This window comes from Chthonobacter albigriseus (assembly GCF_013839445.1).
Lineage (GTDB): Bacteria > Pseudomonadota > Alphaproteobacteria > Rhizobiales > Pleomorphomonadaceae > Chthonobacter > Chthonobacter albigriseus.
This window is the reverse complement of record NZ_JACDIT010000004.1, coordinates 335865-350428: the sequence shown is the minus strand read 5'-3', so window position 1 is coordinate 350428 and position 14564 is coordinate 335865. Positions and strand designations below refer to the sequence as shown.

The window sequence follows — 14564 nt, the reverse complement described above, 5'->3', positions numbered from 1 at the left end:
GGGGCGCGGCGCGCGCGGTTCGGCGGCGGGGCGAGGCGCACGCGGGGCGCGCGGCTCGGCGGCAGCCCGCGGCGAGCGGGCTTCGTCCCCCTCGGCGCCGAGTTCCGCGGCCCGGGCTGGCCGACGCGAGCGGGGTGCCGATGTGGACGACGCCATGCGGGGAACACGCTCTTCGCCACCTTCGCGGGCGCGGGTCGGCTTGCCGCGGCGGCGGCGATCGGGATCGGCGACCGGCTTGTCGCTCAGCCAGGTGATGTCCTCGCCGATCAGCTTCTCGATGGTGGAGAGATAACGCAGGTCGTCCGATGTCACGATGGTGATCGCGGTGCCGAACCGGCCGGCGCGTCCGGTGCGGCCGATCCGGTGGACGTAGTCCTCCGCATGGATCGGGACGTCGTAGTTGAAGACGTGGCTAACATCAGGAATGTCGAGACCGCGGGCGGCGACGTCGCTCGCCACCAGAACGGTCAGCACGCCCTTCTTGAAAGCGTCCAGGGTGGCCATGCGGGCCCGCTGGTCCATGTCGCCGTGCAAGGCGCCGGCGTTGAAGCCGTGCTTCTCCAGGCTGCGGTAGAGGATCGCGACGTCCTTCTTGCGATTGCAGAAGACGATGGCGTTCTTCAGATCCTCGGCGCCGACGATGAGATCGCGCAGCACGGCGCGCTTGTCGTGGGCCTCGTGCCCGGACGCGATCAGGCGCTGGGCCACCGTGTTGGCGGTGGTGGCCGGCTTGGAAACCTCGATCTTGACGGGATCGGTGAGGAAGTTCTCGGTCAGGCGCTGGATCTCCGGCGGCATGGTCGCAGAGAAGAACAGCGTCTGGTGCTTTTTGGTGATCAGCTTGCAGATGCGCTCGATGTCCGGGATGAAGCCCATGTCGAGCATGCGGTCGGCTTCGTCGATCACCAGGATCTCGACGCCGTTGAGCAGCAGCTTGCCGCGCTCGAAATGGTCGAGTAGCCGGCCCGGGGTGGCGATCAGGACGTCAACGCCGCGGGCGAGCTTCTTGTCCTGCTCGTCGAAGGAGACGCCGCCGATCAGAAGCGCCACGGTGAGCTTCTGGTTGATGCCGTATTTGATGAAGTTCTCTTCGACCTGGGCAGCGAGTTCGCGCGTAGGCTCCAGGATGAGAGTGCGGGGCATGCGGGCGCGAGCGCGGCCCTTTTCCAGCAAGGTCATCATCGGGAGCACGAAGCCGGCCGTCTTGCCGGTGCCGGTCTGCGCAATGCCGATCACGTCGCGGCCGTTGACCGCGTGCGGGATGGCCTGCTCCTGAATCGGGGTAGGCTGGGTGTAGCCGGCCTGCACGACGGCAGCCAGGACTTTGTCGCTGAGGCCAAGATCTGAGAAGTTCATGTTACTCGTGCAGTTCAACCCTAAGGGGTCGAGGATCTGGTAAAAGGAGCCGCTCAGCCAACTGATGTCTCGGCGCGCGGCCATGAAGGAATTGGTCACGAAAATAGGGACGAACGCGTGAATGTCAATCGTTTCCGCTGGTTTCCGATGTGTTTCCGCGGAAATCGTTGTGCAATGCTTATCCGGCAACAAAGATGAGACGAGGTGAGGGATGAGTGATCCGGTTGTTTTCGTACCCGGTCTGAACTGCACCAGTACGCTCTTTGCAAGCCAGATCGCGGCGCTTGAAGGCGAGCGGACAGTCATCGTGGCGAATCACCGACGTCATCGCTCGATCCAGGAGATCGCGGACGCGCTTGTCGGCGAACTACCGGCCCGGTTCGTGCTGGTCGGTCTTTCAATGGGCGGCTACATCGCCTTCGAACTTATGCGCAAGGTTCCGGAGCGGGTGTCGGTGCTCGTGCTGATGGACACCACCGCGCGTCCCGACAGCGCCGAATCCAAGGAGCGGCGGGAGCGGTTGATCGGGGTCGCGGAGGCCGGCCGTTTCCACGAGGTACCGGGCCTACAGTTTTCGGCGCTGGTGCATCAGAGCCGTCTCGGCGACGTGTCGCTGGCCGGCACTGTCCGGACGATGGCCGAAAACACGGGCGCGGAGGTCTTCATTCGCCAACAGACGGCCATCATGTCCCGGGTGGATTCGCGGCCAGATCTCGGCCGCATCGTCTGTCCGACCCTGGTGGTGGTCGGCGACGGCGATGCGATCACGCCGCCCGAGGTCGCGCAGGAGATCGCCGACGGCATTCCAGGCGCGCGGCTTGCGACCATGCCGGTCTGCGGTCACCTGTCCAGCCTGGAACGACCTGCCGCCGTCACCTACGCGCTGGTGCAATTTCTGGCGGACGTCGAAGCCTCGCGGTGAGGCGATGGCGACATCTCTGAGGTATGGCGACGTTTCTTGAATAAAGAACGGCCGCGAAACGAGGTCGCGACCGTCCGGATTTCGCGGATTTCTCGTTCAGGCCGTCGCCGACCCGCGGCGACGGGCCAGCCAGCGGTACCCGAACAGGCCGAGGAGCGCCGGCAGACCAGCGCCGAGGACTGGCCCGGGCACAGCCTGCACCGTGATGTTGTCGAACTGCAGATTGCCCTGTCCGCCGATCGAACCGCCGAAGCCGACCGCCACGTTGCCAGAGCTGCCCGACTGGAACTGGTAGGAGTAGGTCTGGAAGCTGGACGAGGGCGCGTTCAGGTTGGTGAAGACCAGCTTGATGTTGGACAGTGTCGCGAAGAGGTCGGTCCCGCCGGTGAAGTTGGATGTGGCGAAGGCCGAGAAGGCATAGAGGGGGTTCGCGGTGTTGCGCGAGGTCAGCTTGAGTTGGAAGCTGACTGAATAGGCGGTGTTCGCGGCTACCGTGAACGACTGGAACAGACCGGAGAACAAGGTGTTCGCGATCTGCGCAGCGCCCCCGACGCTGGTCAGAGCACTCCCGTTTCCACGTTCTTTCCAGACCGGGCTCGTGGCGTTGTTGCCCGTGTAGGTCGAGAGGGTGCCGTCAGTGAAGGTGTTGGCAGACGCGCTGGCCGCGCCAAGGACGAACGCCACGGATGCGGCGATCGCGACACGGGCTAAGCGCCCGGCGACGGTCTTCATAGAAAATCTCCAGAATTGTCAATTTCATCATACGCAATACTTAATATGACAATCATAGCACGCGAATCGTGTGGTTGCAATTCCGAAGACCACGTTCGGCAGATTTGAGCTGCGGAGGCCCGGCATAGCCACTTGATGGCGTCCGTCTTCGGGCGTCAGATCTCGTCGCCAAAGTCGAAACCGCCTTCGTCCACGCCGGGATCGGAGAAGCTGGCGTCCTGCACGTCGGCGGCGCCAGCATCCGGTTCGGCCGAGTCCGCCGCGGAGTCGGCGCTCGCATCCGTGCCGGCGGTCTCGAAACCGCTGCCGTCGTTGCCGTCGAACAGGCCGGCAATCATGTTGCCGAGCAGGACGCCGCCGGCAACGCCCATCGCGGTCTGGGCCGCTCCCGCCAGAAAGCCACCGCCGCCGAAGCCGCCGCCGCCGAAGCCCGGGCGCCCGAAGCCTTGCGGGTCGCGGCCGCGCGGCGGGTCGAAGGTGCTCGGGTCGGGGCGCATCGAGGGCCGGCCTGACTGGCCCCAGGGTCCGCTGAACCGATCGTCGGCCCGAGGGCTGGCGTTGCCGCGTTCCAGCGCCTCGATGCGGGCCTGCGCCGCTTCCAGCGCCTTTTCCTGCACGATGATGGTCTGCGCCATGTAGTAGGGCGCACCGGGCTGCCGGGCGAGCTGGTCGTGGATATAGTTCTCGGCGCTGCCGTCGCGCGGCGGGCCGGATCTCTCCAGGCGCGCCAGGCGGTCGAAAAGTCCGCGGATCAGTTCACGTTCCTGTTCGTTCATCGAAACCTCCCGGCCGTTGCGGCACGCCGCGCGTCCCTGCTCTCTATGTCGGAGCAGTCGGCGAAGGTTCCAAGGGCGGGCCGCTGCAATGGGGAAGACTGCGGCGTGGCGCACCGGCTCAATGGCCGGGGTGGCCGCATTTGGCATGGTCGGCCAGCACTTCGATGACCCGGCATTCGGCGACAGTGCCGTGCGAGCAACCCTCGATCATCCGCTCCAACTCGGCCTTCAGGGCGTTCAGCCTGGCGATCCGCTCCTTCACATCCTGCAGGCGCAGGCGGGCGATCGAGTCGGCCGGCGAGCAGGATTGTCCGGGGTGGTCCTGCAGATCCAGGAGAGTGCGGATCGCATCCACCTCGAAACCGAGTTCGCGGGCGTGGCGGATGAACGCCAGCCGGCTGAGGTGCCGCGCCTCATAGAGCCTCCGGTTGCCCTCCGTCCGCGGCGGTTCGGGCAGCAGCCCGACCTGCTCGTAGTAGCGGATCGTCGGAACCTTGACGCCGCTCACCCGTGCCGCTTCACCGATCGATACGCCCGCCTGCATTTTTCGCTTGCTCCTCTAGTCACTGGAGGACGTATCGTCCCGGTCCGCAGACTTCAAGGACACAGGGCTCCATGACGGCACCGCAGACGATCTCTCGCTTCCAGGTGGAGAACATGGACTGCGCCTCCTGCGCAGCGAAGGTGGACACCGCCGTGCGCCGCGTCCCCGGCGTCTCGGATGTGAGCGTGTCGGTTACCGCGGCGACAATGACGGTGACCCATGCGCCGGACATCAACCTGCGGGCGCTGGCCCGTACGGTCGCTGCGCTTGGCTATCCCTCGAAGCTGGTCCAGGCGGTCGGCGATCACGCCGGGTCCGGGCACGCGCACCAGCATGAGCGGTCCGATCGTCCGTTCTGGTCCTCGACCAAGGCGCGGCTGACGATCGCCAGCGCTGTCGCCCTTGCCGTCGCCTATGGCGTCGGTCATCTCCGGCCGTCGATCGCCGTGTCGGCCTTCCTTGTCGCGCTCGCGGTCGGACTCCTCCCCATTGCCCGGCGCGCGGTACTCGCGGCTCTTGCCGGCACGCCGTTCTCCATCGAAGCGCTGATGACGATCGCCGCGTTGGGCGCAGTGATCATCGGCGCGACAGAGGAGGCGGCCGTGGTGGTGCTCCTCTTTCTCGTCGGCGAACTCTTGGAGGGGTTCGCCGCGTCGCACGCCCGGGCCGGCATCCAGGGCCTGACCCGGCTCGTGCCGAAGATCGCCCGTCTGGAGCGGAACGGAGAGCTCTCCGAGGTGCCGGCCGACAGCCTGGCGATAGGGGCGACGGTCCTGGTCCGCCCGGGTGACCGGATGCCGGCGGACGGCGTCGTCACGGAGGGAGAAAGCGCCGTCGACGAGGCGCCGGTCACCGGCGAGAGTGTGCCGAAACGCAAGGCGCCCGGGGATCCGGTCTTTGCGGGCACGATGAACGGCGACGGCGTTCTGCGGGTCCGCGTCACCGCCACGGCCGAGGACAACACCATCGCGCGGGTGGTGCGGCTGGTGGAGGAGGCGCAGGAGAGCAAGGCCCCCACCGAGCGGTTCATCGATCGGTTCTCGCGTTTCTACACGCCCGCCGTCGTCGCCGTTGCAGCCCTCACCGCCGTGCTGCCGCCGCTGCTCGCCGGCGCGGACTGGAGCGCGTGGATCTACAAGGCGCTCGCGGTTCTCCTGATCGGCTGCCCGTGCGCGCTCGTCATTTCCACCCCGGCAGCGATCGCGGCGGGGCTCTCGGCCGGTGCACGGCGGGGGCTGCTGATGAAGGGGGGCGCGGTGCTGGAGACCGTCGGCCGCCTCACGACGGTCGCCTTCGACAAGACGGGGACGCTCACCCGGGGCCGACCCGTGGTGACCGACGTGCTGCCCTTCGGACGCGATGCCGCGGTTGTGCTGTCGCTGGCGGCGGCGCTGGAGGCGGGCTCCAGCCATCCGCTTGCGCTGGCGATCCTCGCGAGGGCGGCGGAAGCGAAGGTGCCGGTCCCGCCCGCGGGCGCGAGCGCGGCGATCCCGGGCAGGGGCGTCGTCGGTCGGGTCGGTGGCGTCGACGTCTTCCTCGGCTCGCCCGCCGCCGCTGCGGAGCGGGCGCCGGTCTCGCCGGAGCAGGCGGCAGCGATCGCGGCGCTCACCGAGGCGGGCAAGTCCGTCTCGGTGCTCGTCGCCCATGGGGCGTTGGCCGGCGCCATCGCGCTGCGCGACGAACCGCGCGAGGATGCCGTCCGCGGGCTCGCGGCGCTCCGGTCGGCGGGTATCTCGGCGATCATGCTCACCGGCGACAACCGCCGCACCGCCGAGGCGGTCGGCGCGGGGCTCGGCATCGAGGTCCGGTCCGAGCTGATGCCGGAAGACAAGCAGCGGATCGTCCTCGACCTCAAGGCGCGCGGGGCGATCGTCGGCAAGGTCGGCGACGGCATCAACGATGCGCCGGCGCTCGCCGCCGCCGACGTCGGCATCGCCATGGGCGGCGGGACCGATGTGGCCCTGGAGACGGCCGACGCGGCGGTGCTGCACGGCCGCGTCATGGATATCGCGGACATGGTTGGCCTGTCGCGTGCGGTGATGGCCAACATCCGCCAGAACATCGCCATCGCGCTGGGGCTGAAGGCCGTGTTCCTGGTCACCACGCTGCTCGGCGTCACCGGCCTGTGGCCGGCCATCCTGGCCGACACCGGCGCCACCGTGCTCGTCACGGCCAACGCCATGCGGCTGCTCGGCTGGCGCGGCGCGGCCTGAACCCTCAGCAGCAGGCGGTCGCGGGCACCTTCTCGTCGACCACGGCAGGCGCCGGCGTGCCGCATCCGCAACCGGCGGCGCCGGCCGTTTTGGCGACCGCGTCGGCGGCGCAGCAGGCGTCCGCCTTCGCCGGCGCGGGACCGCCGCAGCAGCCGGCTTCCGGCCCGACGATCGACGCGGTGCTGCAGACGCCCGTTTCCGGCAGCACGAGATGCACCTCGCGGGCCGCCTTCACGTCGCCGGCCAGCATCGCCACCACCGAGCGCACCTGCTCGTAGCCGGTCGCCATCAGGAAGGTCGGCGCGCGGCCGTAGCTCTTTGAGCCGACGATGTAGAAGCCGGGCTCCGGCTGGGCGAGCTCGGCTGCCCCGTGGGCCGGCACCGATCCGCAGGAGTGGAGGTTCGGGTCGATCAGCGGCGCCAGGGCAGGGGGTGCTTCCACCGCCGGATCAAGCGCCACCCGCAGTTCGCGCAGGATGGAGAGGTCGGGACGCAGCCCGGTCGCGACAACGACCCGGTCGACGACGAGCGTCCGTTCCCGGTCGCCCTGGCGGCCGGCGATGCTGAGGCCGTCCGCCGTCCGCTCGATTCGCTCGGCGGCGAAGGGCGCGAGCATCTCCAGGCTGCCATTTTCGATCGCGGCCTTGGCGGCGAGGCCGAGCGCGCCGCGTTCGGGCAATTGGTCGTTGAGCCCGCCGCCGAGCAGGCGGTCGATGCCGGCTCGTCGGATCGCCCAGAGCACTTCGGTGCCGGGCGCCTCGCCCTGCAGCCGGATCAGGTCCAGCGCGACGTTGATCGCGGAATGGCCGCTGCCGACCACCAGCACGCGACGGCCGGCGTAGTCGGCGCGCTCGCGCCCGTAGACGTCGGGGATGCCATAGGCGATCCGGTCACGGTTCTCCGCCTCGCCGGGCACCGGCAGGCCGTCGGCGCCCATCGGGTTCGGCGTCGCCCAGGTCCCGGACGCGTCGATCACCGCGCGGGTGAGGGTCCGGTGCTGGACACCGTCCGCCGCCGTCCAGCGGATCTCGAAGGGCGTGTCGCCGCGGCCGCGGTCCGTCATCTTGTCGAGCCCGCGGCGGGTGACCGCAGTCACTGTCGCGCTCAGCCTCAGGCCGGCGGCGACGGCGGGCACGGCGGCCAGCGGTTCCAGGTAGCGGCGGACGATCTCGCCGCCGGTCGGGAGCGCCTTCGGGTTCGGGGCCTGCCAGGCGGGTGCCTCCCCCAGCCGGCCCGCCCCCCCACCCCCCCTGGTGGGGCAGGGGGGGGAGCGCCTGGGGCTCGGGGGCCCGCCACCCGGCCGCCCCCAGCCGCCGCCCCGCCGCCGCATCCACGTTGTAGGACCAGGGCGAGAAGACGCGCACGTGACCCCAGTCGAGCAGCGAAGCGCCAACGCGGGCTGCCTTCTCGAACACGATCGGCGCAATGCCGCGCTCGACGAGGTGGGCCGCAGCCGCCAGACCCACGGGGCCTGCGCCGATCACGGCCACGGGAAGTGCGTCGTCCATCCTGTCCTCCTCCTTCCGACCGTCGATACCTCGATGGTCGATGCTTGGAAACCTGCCGACACGGTCAAGGGCAGCAGGTATCCACTTGTCCGGTTTCGCCGCGCGGCACCACCTTGTCGGCGTGCACCAGCGCGTCGGTGATCTCCATCCAGGCGTCGATCGCCACGCGCAGGGCGTCACGCCCCTTGTCGGTCAGGGTGTAGACCTTGCGCTCCCGCCCGCCGACCACCTCCGTTTCGAAGGTGACATAGCCGCCTTCCTCGAACTCCCGCAGCACCGGGTAGATCGTCCCCTCCGAGGGCGAGCAGCAGCCGTTGGTGGCGCGCTCCACCGTCCGTGCGATGTCGTAGCCGTGCATCGGCGCGTCGTGCAGGACGCGCAGGATGAAGAACTTCGACAGGCTCATCTTGATCGTGCCGTTCCAGTAGGCCCTGCTGGACAGGTCCGGCGTCGGCTTCGGAACGGCATGCATCGAGGGTCTAGGCATGGGCTGACGCTACGCCTCGAGGGGTGAGGTGTCAAGGGATCCGGATTTCTCCGAAACCGGCGTGATTTGGAACGGCCTGGAGGAATACTCGACTCGAATAGTAGACCATTTCTTCCTGTCCGTTGCGTCCATGACCAGGATGGCGTCGGTCCCGGCAGGTGCCGGGCCTTCGAGGAGGATACGCATGAAAACCTTGCTCCTGACGCGGCGTGCCTTCAGCGGTGCGATCGCATCCCTCGGCCTTGCCGTGGCGCTCGCCGCGGCTCCCGTTCTTGTCCCCGTCACCCACGCCGCGGAAACTGCGGTCGACGCCTCCCGCTGGGTCGTCGACGCCGCCGCCGCCCGCAGCCTTGTGGAAAAGGGCGCCCTGGTGCTCGACACCCGCGGCGCGGACCTGAAGTCGGCCGAACCGCTCGACGGTGCCGTCGCGGTCATCTGGCAGGACTTCACCAAGCCGGACCTGCCGAACAAGGGCCAGCTGCTGGAGGACGACGCCGCTCTCTCGGAGAAGCTGCGCGCGCTCGGCGTATCGGCCGAAGTCCCGGTGATCGCCGTCGCTGACACGGCGAAGGGCTGGGGCGAGGACGGCCGGATCGTCTGGACGCTGCGCACCCTCGGCCACAAGCAGGCCTACTTGGTCGACGGCGGGATCGCCGCGCTGACCGGACCCGGTCCGCTCGCCATCAAGGCGCCTGCCGTTCCGGGCAGCTTCACCGTCGCCCGCACCGAAGCCTACGAGATCAAGAAGGAGGAACTGCGGACGGAGATCGGCGCGGCCAACCTCGTGATCCTCGACACGCGCGAGCCGCGCGAATACGCCGGCGAGACGCCCTATGGCGAGACCCGCGGCGGCCATGTTCCGGGCGCCAAGCACATCTTCTACAAGGACCTCGTCGGGGCCGACGGCAAGATCCTGCCCAAGGACGAGTTGAAGGCCCGACTCGCCTCGCTCGGCGTCAAGGACGACACGCAGGTCGTCTCCTATTGCACCGGCGGCATCCGCTCCGGCTTCGTCACCGCTGTTCTCAACGACGCCGGCGTGAAGGCCCGGAACTACGCGGGCTCGATGTGGGAATGGTCGGCCTCCCCGGAAGAGCAGTATCCGCTCGAGACGAACTGAGGTTTCATCCTCGGGGGCGGTCGGTGTGCGCCGCCCCCGTCGCATGATCGGGGGCACGGGACATGGAAGCGGCGCTGCGGTTCGGGATCTTTCTTTCCATCTTCGTCGCGGTGGCGATCGCCGAATGGCGCGTTCCGAAAAAGGATCGCGTCCAGTCGCGCGCGGAGCGCTGGCGCATCAACATCGGCATCCTGGTGATCGACGTCATCGTCCAGCGGCTGACCCTCGGGGCCGCCGCCTACGCCACGGCGATCTACGCCCGCGACCATGGCTGGGGGCTGTTCAACGCGCTCGACTGGCCGCCGCTCCTGGAAGGCATCGCGGCCTTCCTGATCCTCGACTTCGCCATCTACCTGCAGCACGTGATGAGCCACGCGCTGCCTGTGTTCTGGCGGCTGCACCAGGTGCATCACGCCGACCTCGACGTGGATCTCACCACCGGCACGCGCTTCCACCCGCTCGAGATCCTGATTTCGCTGGTCTACAAGGCGATGCTGGTGGCCGCGTTCGGCGTCGATCCGTGGGTCGTCGTGGTGTTCGAGGCGGTGCTCAACGGGTCCGCCGTCTATACCCATGGCAACATCCGCATCCCGGAGAAGGTCGACCGGGTGCTGCGCTGGCTGTTCTGCACGCCGGACATGCACCGGGTGCACCATTCGGTCATCCCGGAGGAGACCAACTCGAACTTCGGATTCTTCCTGTCGATCTGGGATCGCCTCTGCGGCACCATGCGGCACGCGCCGATCAAGGGCCACGACGGCGTGGAGATCGGGCTTTCCGAATACCGTGATCCCAAGCAGCTCGGCCTTGTCGGCATCCTGCTCCTGCCGTTCCGGGGGCTGGTCGGCAAGTACAGCTTCGGCCGTCCGGACCCGACGCGCGGCCGCGCCGCCGATCCCGCGACGCCCGCCGAGTAGGGCGACCCACTCGCAACGCGGTTTGCGGCCGGTCTCAGATATCGAGGTCGGTCGCGAACTCGGCGTTTTCCTGGATGAAGGCGAAGCGGCCTTCCGGCTTGTTGCCCATCAGCCGCTCGACGCTGTCGGCGGTCATCGCGGCCTCGTCTTCCACCAGCATCACGCGCAGCAGGGTGCGCGACTTCGGATCCATGGTGGTTTCCTTCAGCTGCTGCGGGTTCATCTCGCCGAGGCCCTTGAAGCGGCCGATCTCCGGCTTCTTGTTCTTGAAGTCGCGGGCGAGCACCGCCTGAAGGTCGCGGTCGTTCTGGGCGTAGGAGGTCTTGCCGCCGTGCGTCAGGCGATAGAGCGGGGGAACGGCGAGGTAGAGGTGGCCGCCGCGGATCAGCTGCGGCATCTCGCGGTAGAAGAAGGTGATCAGCAGCGAGGCGATGTGCGCGCCGTCGACGTCGGCGTCGGTCATCACGATCACCTTGTCGTAGCGCAGGTCATCCTCGCGGTAGTGCGAGCGGGTGCCGACGCCGAGCGCCTGCAGCAGGTCGGAGAGCTGCTGGTTGGCCGCGAGCTTGTCGCGCCCGGCGCTCGCCACGTTGAGGATCTTGCCGCGCAGCGGCAGCACGGCCTGGCTCGCCCGGTCGCGCGCCTGCTTTGCGGAGCCGCCGGCCGAGTCGCCCTCCACGATGAAGATCTCGGAGCCCTGGGCGGCCGTCTGCGAGCAGTCGGCGAGCTTGCCGGGCAGGCGGAGCTTGCGCGTCGCGGTCTTGCGGGCGACGTCCTTCTCCTGGCGGCGGCGGAGGCGCTCGTCGGCGCGCTCGATGACCCATTCCAGCAGCCGGCCGGCCTGGGCGGGCGATCCGGTCAGGAAGTGGTCGAAGGCGTCCTTGACCGCGTTCTCCACGATCCGGCTCGCCTCGGCGGTCGCCAGCTTGTCCTTGGTCTGGCCGACGAACTCCGGCTCGCGCACGAAAACGGAGAGCAGCGCGCCGGCCGAGGTCATCACGTCGTCGGGGGTGACCTGCGCCACGCGCTTGTTGCCCACCATCTCGCCGTAGGTCTTCAGCGATCGGGTGAGGGCGAACCGCAGGCCCTGCTCGTGGGTGCCGCCTTCCGGTGTGGGGATGGTGTTGCAGTAGGAATTGACGAAGCCGTCACCGCCGTACCACGCCACCGCCCACTCCACCGAGCCGTGGCCGCCGTTGCCCACCTTCCCGGCGAAGATCTCCTCGGCCACCCGGCGTTCGCCCTCCAGGGCCTCCACCAGGAAGTCCTTCAGCCCGCCGGGGAACTTGAACACGGCTTCCGACGCCGTTGTCTTGCCGGCCACCAGCGTCTGGTCGCAGGACCAGCGGATCTCGACACCGCCGAACAGATAGGCCTTGGAACGCGCCATCTTGAACAGGCGCGCCGGGTCGAAGCGGGCGTCGAGCCCGAAGATCTGGAAATCGGGCTTGAAGCGCACGCGGGTGCCGCGGCGGTTCATCGTCTCGCCCAAGCGCTCCAATCCACCCTGCGGCACGCCGCGCGAGAAGGTCTGCCGGTAGAGCTGGCGGCCGCGGGCGACCTCCACCTCCAGCACCTCGGACAGGGCGTTCACCACCGACACGCCTACGCCGTGCAGGCCGCCGGAGGTCTCGTAGACCTTGCTGTCGAACTTGCCGCCGGCGTGGAGGGTGCACATGATCACCTCCAGGGCCGACTTGTCCGGGAACTTGGGATGCGGATCGACCGGGATGCCGCGACCGTTGTCGGTGACGGTCAGGAAGCCGTCGGCGCCCAGATGCACCTCGATCCAGGAGGCGTGGCCGGCCACGGCCTCGTCCATGGAGTTGTCGATCACCTCTGCGAAGAGGTGGTGCAGCGCCTTGTCGTCGGTGCCGCCGATGTACATGCCCGGCCGGCGGCGCACCGGCTCCAGCCCTTCCAGAACCTCGATGGCGGAAGCGGTGTATTCGCCCTCGCTCGCCGTTGTCATGCGCGGCGCAACCGGAGCGGCAGCCGCCGCTGCTGTGGGCTTGGCGCGGGCGGGCGCCTTGGCGGGGCGGGCGGCCGGCGCCGGATCGCCGGTGACGGGCACAGCGCCCGCGATGTCGCTGAAGAGGTCGTCGCGATCGGTCATCGTGTGTCCGGTGATCCTGCTCTTGTCCCGTGCTGCGGCAAACGCGGCCACACTCCTCCGACGACCATGCCCCGTAGGCACGGAAACACGCCGATCGGCACCCCTGTCAAGGACGAGACGGGATCGGCGCCGATTGCGCGCAGGTTACCCACTGATTCGGCCTGTTTGATTTTGGCACGCTTCGGCGGCGGGAGCGAGGTGTGTTCTCTGAATGTTCGCGGCGATGCCGGTGCCGCGGAACCGGCGGCGGTGACGGTGCATTAACGACGGCGCCCTACATTGTCAGAGCCGGATCGCCTCTTCCGTCCGGCCATGGACCTGGATACCGCGATGTCCGCGCCGAAGCTTGAGACCGGTGTTGCAGAGCTTGCCGCGCTGGCTGAAAAGGCCGACGCTGTCGGCCGGCGGTTGATCGCGGCGCGCGCCGGACTGGTCGAGGTCGGCGCTCAGCCGACCGTTCATGCCAGCCGCCGTCCCTTCGACGGCGGGATGCGGATGCTCACCGTCGCCGCCGTCGCCAGCGTGTTCCTGACCCTGCTCTGACGGTCACTGCGGCGCGGGATGTTTCCGGCCGATCATCGGCTCGATCGCAAGACGCGGCCCGGCGGCCTCCGAACGCGGCTCGTAGCTCGCGTCCAAGCGCTCCAAATAGCCGCCGAACAGCCGTTCCAGGCCGGTCGGCTCGAACCACCGACCGACCGCGGGATCGACGTCCAGGAACGCCTTTCCGACGAGTTCGGGTGCCGGATCGGCTTCCGGTGCGATCCGGGCCAGCTTCCGCCAGGTGGAGGCGAGCGTGAGTAGGGGCAGCGCGATTGGCGTCAGCGGAAAGCGACCGGTCCAGAGCAGGGCCTGGCGCAGCGCCGCGCCGACGCCTTTGCGCCTGATGTCGAGCGAGAACAGGTTGCGGACGAAGGGCATGCTGGAGATCTGGTAGGGCAGATTGCGCAGCGCAGGATAACGGCGGAGGGCGACCTGATGCGTCCGGGCGCGCGAAGTCCACATCCGGCGATGGTTGTCGGAGATGCTGCCTTCGACCATCCGGTAGCCGACGAGATATTCGGGAACGGCCACGAAGTGGTGTCGCGTCGCGACCTCGATCTGGAAGTAGAGATCCTCGTTGCCCTCCAGGCTCTCGTCTCGGAGCCAGTCCTGGAAGCCGCCGACCTCCTCGGCCGCGGACCTGCGCACCGTGAAGCCGCTGCCGTTGGCGATCATGTTGAACCAGGGCAGCCGGTGAACCACCTGGCCGGAAAGGTCGTAGCGCCGGTAGGAGCGTATGATCCGGTCGTCGCGGTCGATCAGGCGGTAGGGCGAGTAGGCGAGCGCGACCTCCGGGCCGGCGTTCCGCAGCGCCCGCACGTGTGCCTCCACCCGGCGGGGATGCCAGATGTCGTCGGCGTCGATCGGGGCGATGAACTCGCCGCTCGACGCGGCGATGCCGGTGTTGCGCGCGGCCGATGCGCCGCCGTTGGCGCGGCGGATCACGGTGACGCGCGGGTCGGCGGCGGCGAATTCGGCGGCGATGTCGGCGGTGCGGTCGCGCGAGCCGTCGTCCACCACGACGATCTGGAGGTTCGGATAGGTCTGGGCGACCACGGACGCGAGCGTCGCGCGGATCGTCGCTTCCGCCTGGTAGGCCGGCACGACCACCGACACGAGCGGCAGTCCGCCACGCTTCAGATCGTCCATCGCGTCACCACTCGCGGACCTTCCGGTCAACCGAAAGGCGTCCGCGCCCCCCAATGAATGAAACGGCGCTCACTGGATCCCGGAAAGGCTTGGCTGTCGTGGTCGTTGACAATGACAAATAAAATTCAGTCAACCCTCAGTCTACACCATAATCAAGACATCAGACAGATGCGTAACCGAG

13 protein-coding genes and 1 pseudogene are annotated in these 14564 nt (G+C 68.4%); 5 read left to right on the top strand and 9 right to left on the bottom strand.

Annotated elements, in window-relative coordinates; genetic code table 11:
- A partial coding sequence (locus HZ321_RS13925) for a DEAD/DEAH box helicase (protein ID WP_181702969.1) occupies positions 1-1356 on the bottom strand: 1356 nt, incomplete at its 3' end.
- A gap of 211 nt (positions 1357-1567) precedes the next feature.
- Here HZ321_RS13925 and HZ321_RS13920 point away from each other — a divergent pair.
- Positions 1568-2278: an alpha/beta fold hydrolase gene (locus HZ321_RS13920; RefSeq protein WP_181702968.1), complete on the top strand. Its 711-nt coding sequence runs from the start codon at positions 1568-1570 to the stop codon at positions 2276-2278.
- Between the two features lie 96 nt (positions 2279-2374).
- On the opposite strand, the gene HZ321_RS13915 is transcribed toward HZ321_RS13920, so the two are convergent.
- From HZ321_RS13915 to HZ321_RS13905, 3 genes are all read right to left on the bottom strand, one after another.
- The gene (locus HZ321_RS13915) at positions 2375-3010 is read right to left on the bottom strand and encodes a hypothetical protein (protein WP_181702966.1); all 636 of its coding nucleotides are present in this window, start codon (positions 3008-3010) and stop codon (positions 2375-2377) included.
- 155 nt (positions 3011-3165) lie between these two features.
- Positions 3166-3786 (bottom strand): DUF2076 domain-containing protein, encoded by a 621-nt coding sequence (locus tag HZ321_RS13910; RefSeq protein WP_181702965.1) that lies wholly within the window; start codon positions 3784-3786, stop codon positions 3166-3168.
- A gap of 118 nt (positions 3787-3904) precedes the next feature.
- Positions 3905-4330 carry a MerR family transcriptional regulator gene (locus HZ321_RS13905; RefSeq protein WP_181702963.1) on the bottom strand — a complete coding sequence of 142 codons (426 nt, stop codon included), beginning with the start codon at positions 4328-4330 and terminating at the stop codon, positions 3905-3907.
- Positions 4331-4401: 71 nt separating this feature from the next.
- On the opposite strand from HZ321_RS13905, the gene HZ321_RS13900 reads away from it, so the two are divergent.
- Positions 4402-6543, top strand: a complete 2142-nt coding sequence (locus HZ321_RS13900; RefSeq protein WP_181702961.1) for a heavy metal translocating P-type ATPase — start codon at positions 4402-4404, stop codon at positions 6541-6543.
- Between the two features lie 4 nt (positions 6544-6547).
- Here HZ321_RS13900 and HZ321_RS13895 read toward each other — a convergent pair whose 3' ends face one another.
- The 3 genes and pseudogenes from HZ321_RS13895 to HZ321_RS13890 form a co-directional block, all read right to left on the bottom strand.
- Positions 6548-7678 carry an NAD(P)-binding domain-containing protein gene (locus HZ321_RS13895; protein WP_342343851.1) on the bottom strand — a complete coding sequence of 377 codons (1131 nt, stop codon included), beginning with the start codon at positions 7676-7678 and terminating at the stop codon, positions 6548-6550.
- 274 nt (positions 7679-7952) lie between these two features.
- Positions 7953-8051: pseudogene (locus tag HZ321_RS21945) on the bottom strand (FAD-dependent monooxygenase); the annotation flags it as partial.
- A gap of 64 nt (positions 8052-8115) precedes the next feature.
- Positions 8116-8523 (bottom strand): PadR family transcriptional regulator, encoded by a 408-nt coding sequence (locus tag HZ321_RS13890; protein ID WP_244635854.1) that lies wholly within the window; start codon positions 8521-8523, stop codon positions 8116-8118.
- 199 nt (positions 8524-8722) lie between these two features.
- Here HZ321_RS13890 and HZ321_RS13885 point away from each other — a divergent pair, with 199 nt between their 5' ends.
- Positions 8723-9658 carry a sulfurtransferase gene (locus tag HZ321_RS13885; protein ID WP_181702958.1) on the top strand — a complete coding sequence of 312 codons (936 nt, stop codon included), beginning with the start codon at positions 8723-8725 and terminating at the stop codon, positions 9656-9658.
- 62 nt (positions 9659-9720) lie between these two features.
- Positions 9721-10575, top strand: coding sequence for a sterol desaturase family protein (locus HZ321_RS13880; protein WP_181702956.1), 855 nt, complete (start codon positions 9721-9723; stop codon positions 10573-10575).
- A gap of 34 nt (positions 10576-10609) precedes the next feature.
- Here the strand turns inward: HZ321_RS13880 and parE are convergent, their stop codons facing one another.
- Positions 10610-12691 carry a DNA topoisomerase IV subunit B gene (gene parE / locus HZ321_RS13875; RefSeq protein ID WP_181702954.1) on the bottom strand — a complete coding sequence of 694 codons (2082 nt, stop codon included), beginning with the start codon at positions 12689-12691 and terminating at the stop codon, positions 10610-10612.
- 330 nt (positions 12692-13021) lie between these two features.
- Here parE and HZ321_RS13870 point away from each other — a divergent pair, with 330 nt between their 5' ends.
- Positions 13022-13234 (top strand): hypothetical protein, encoded by a 213-nt coding sequence (locus tag HZ321_RS13870; protein ID WP_181702952.1) that lies wholly within the window; start codon positions 13022-13024, stop codon positions 13232-13234.
- Between the two features lie 3 nt (positions 13235-13237).
- Here the strand turns inward: HZ321_RS13870 and HZ321_RS13865 are convergent, their stop codons facing one another.
- Positions 13238-14383, bottom strand: coding sequence for a glycosyltransferase family 2 protein (locus tag HZ321_RS13865; RefSeq protein WP_181702950.1), 1146 nt, complete (start codon positions 14381-14383; stop codon positions 13238-13240).
- Positions 14384-14564 lie beyond the last annotated feature (181 nt).

Bases quoted from the DNA above. Each gene is read 5' to 3' on its own strand.
- HZ321_RS13870 (WP_181702952.1), top strand. From the start codon at position 13,022: ATGTCCGCGCCGAAGCTTGAGACCGGTGTTGCAGAGCTTGCCGCGCTG.
- HZ321_RS13865 (WP_181702950.1), bottom strand. From the start codon at position 14,383: ATGGACGATCTGAAGCGTGGCGGACTGCCGCTCGTGTCGGTGGTCGTG.
- parE (WP_181702954.1), bottom strand. From the start codon at position 12,691: ATGACCGATCGCGACGACCTCTTCAGCGACATCGCGGGCGCTGTGCCC.
- HZ321_RS13885 (WP_181702958.1), top strand. From the start codon at position 8,723: ATGAAAACCTTGCTCCTGACGCGGCGTGCCTTCAGCGGTGCGATCGCA.
- HZ321_RS13890 (WP_244635854.1), bottom strand. From the start codon at position 8,523: ATGCATGCCGTTCCGAAGCCGACGCCGGACCTGTCCAGCAGGGCCTAC.
- HZ321_RS13915 (WP_181702966.1), bottom strand. From the start codon at position 3,010: ATGAAGACCGTCGCCGGGCGCTTAGCCCGTGTCGCGATCGCCGCATCC.
- HZ321_RS13900 (WP_181702961.1), top strand. From the start codon at position 4,402: ATGACGGCACCGCAGACGATCTCTCGCTTCCAGGTGGAGAACATGGAC.
- HZ321_RS13920 (WP_181702968.1), top strand. From the start codon at position 1,568: ATGAGTGATCCGGTTGTTTTCGTACCCGGTCTGAACTGCACCAGTACG.
- HZ321_RS13905 (WP_181702963.1), bottom strand. From the start codon at position 4,330: ATGCAGGCGGGCGTATCGATCGGTGAAGCGGCACGGGTGAGCGGCGTC.
- HZ321_RS13910 (WP_181702965.1), bottom strand. From the start codon at position 3,786: ATGAACGAACAGGAACGTGAACTGATCCGCGGACTTTTCGACCGCCTG.
- HZ321_RS13880 (WP_181702956.1), top strand. From the start codon at position 9,721: ATGGAAGCGGCGCTGCGGTTCGGGATCTTTCTTTCCATCTTCGTCGCG.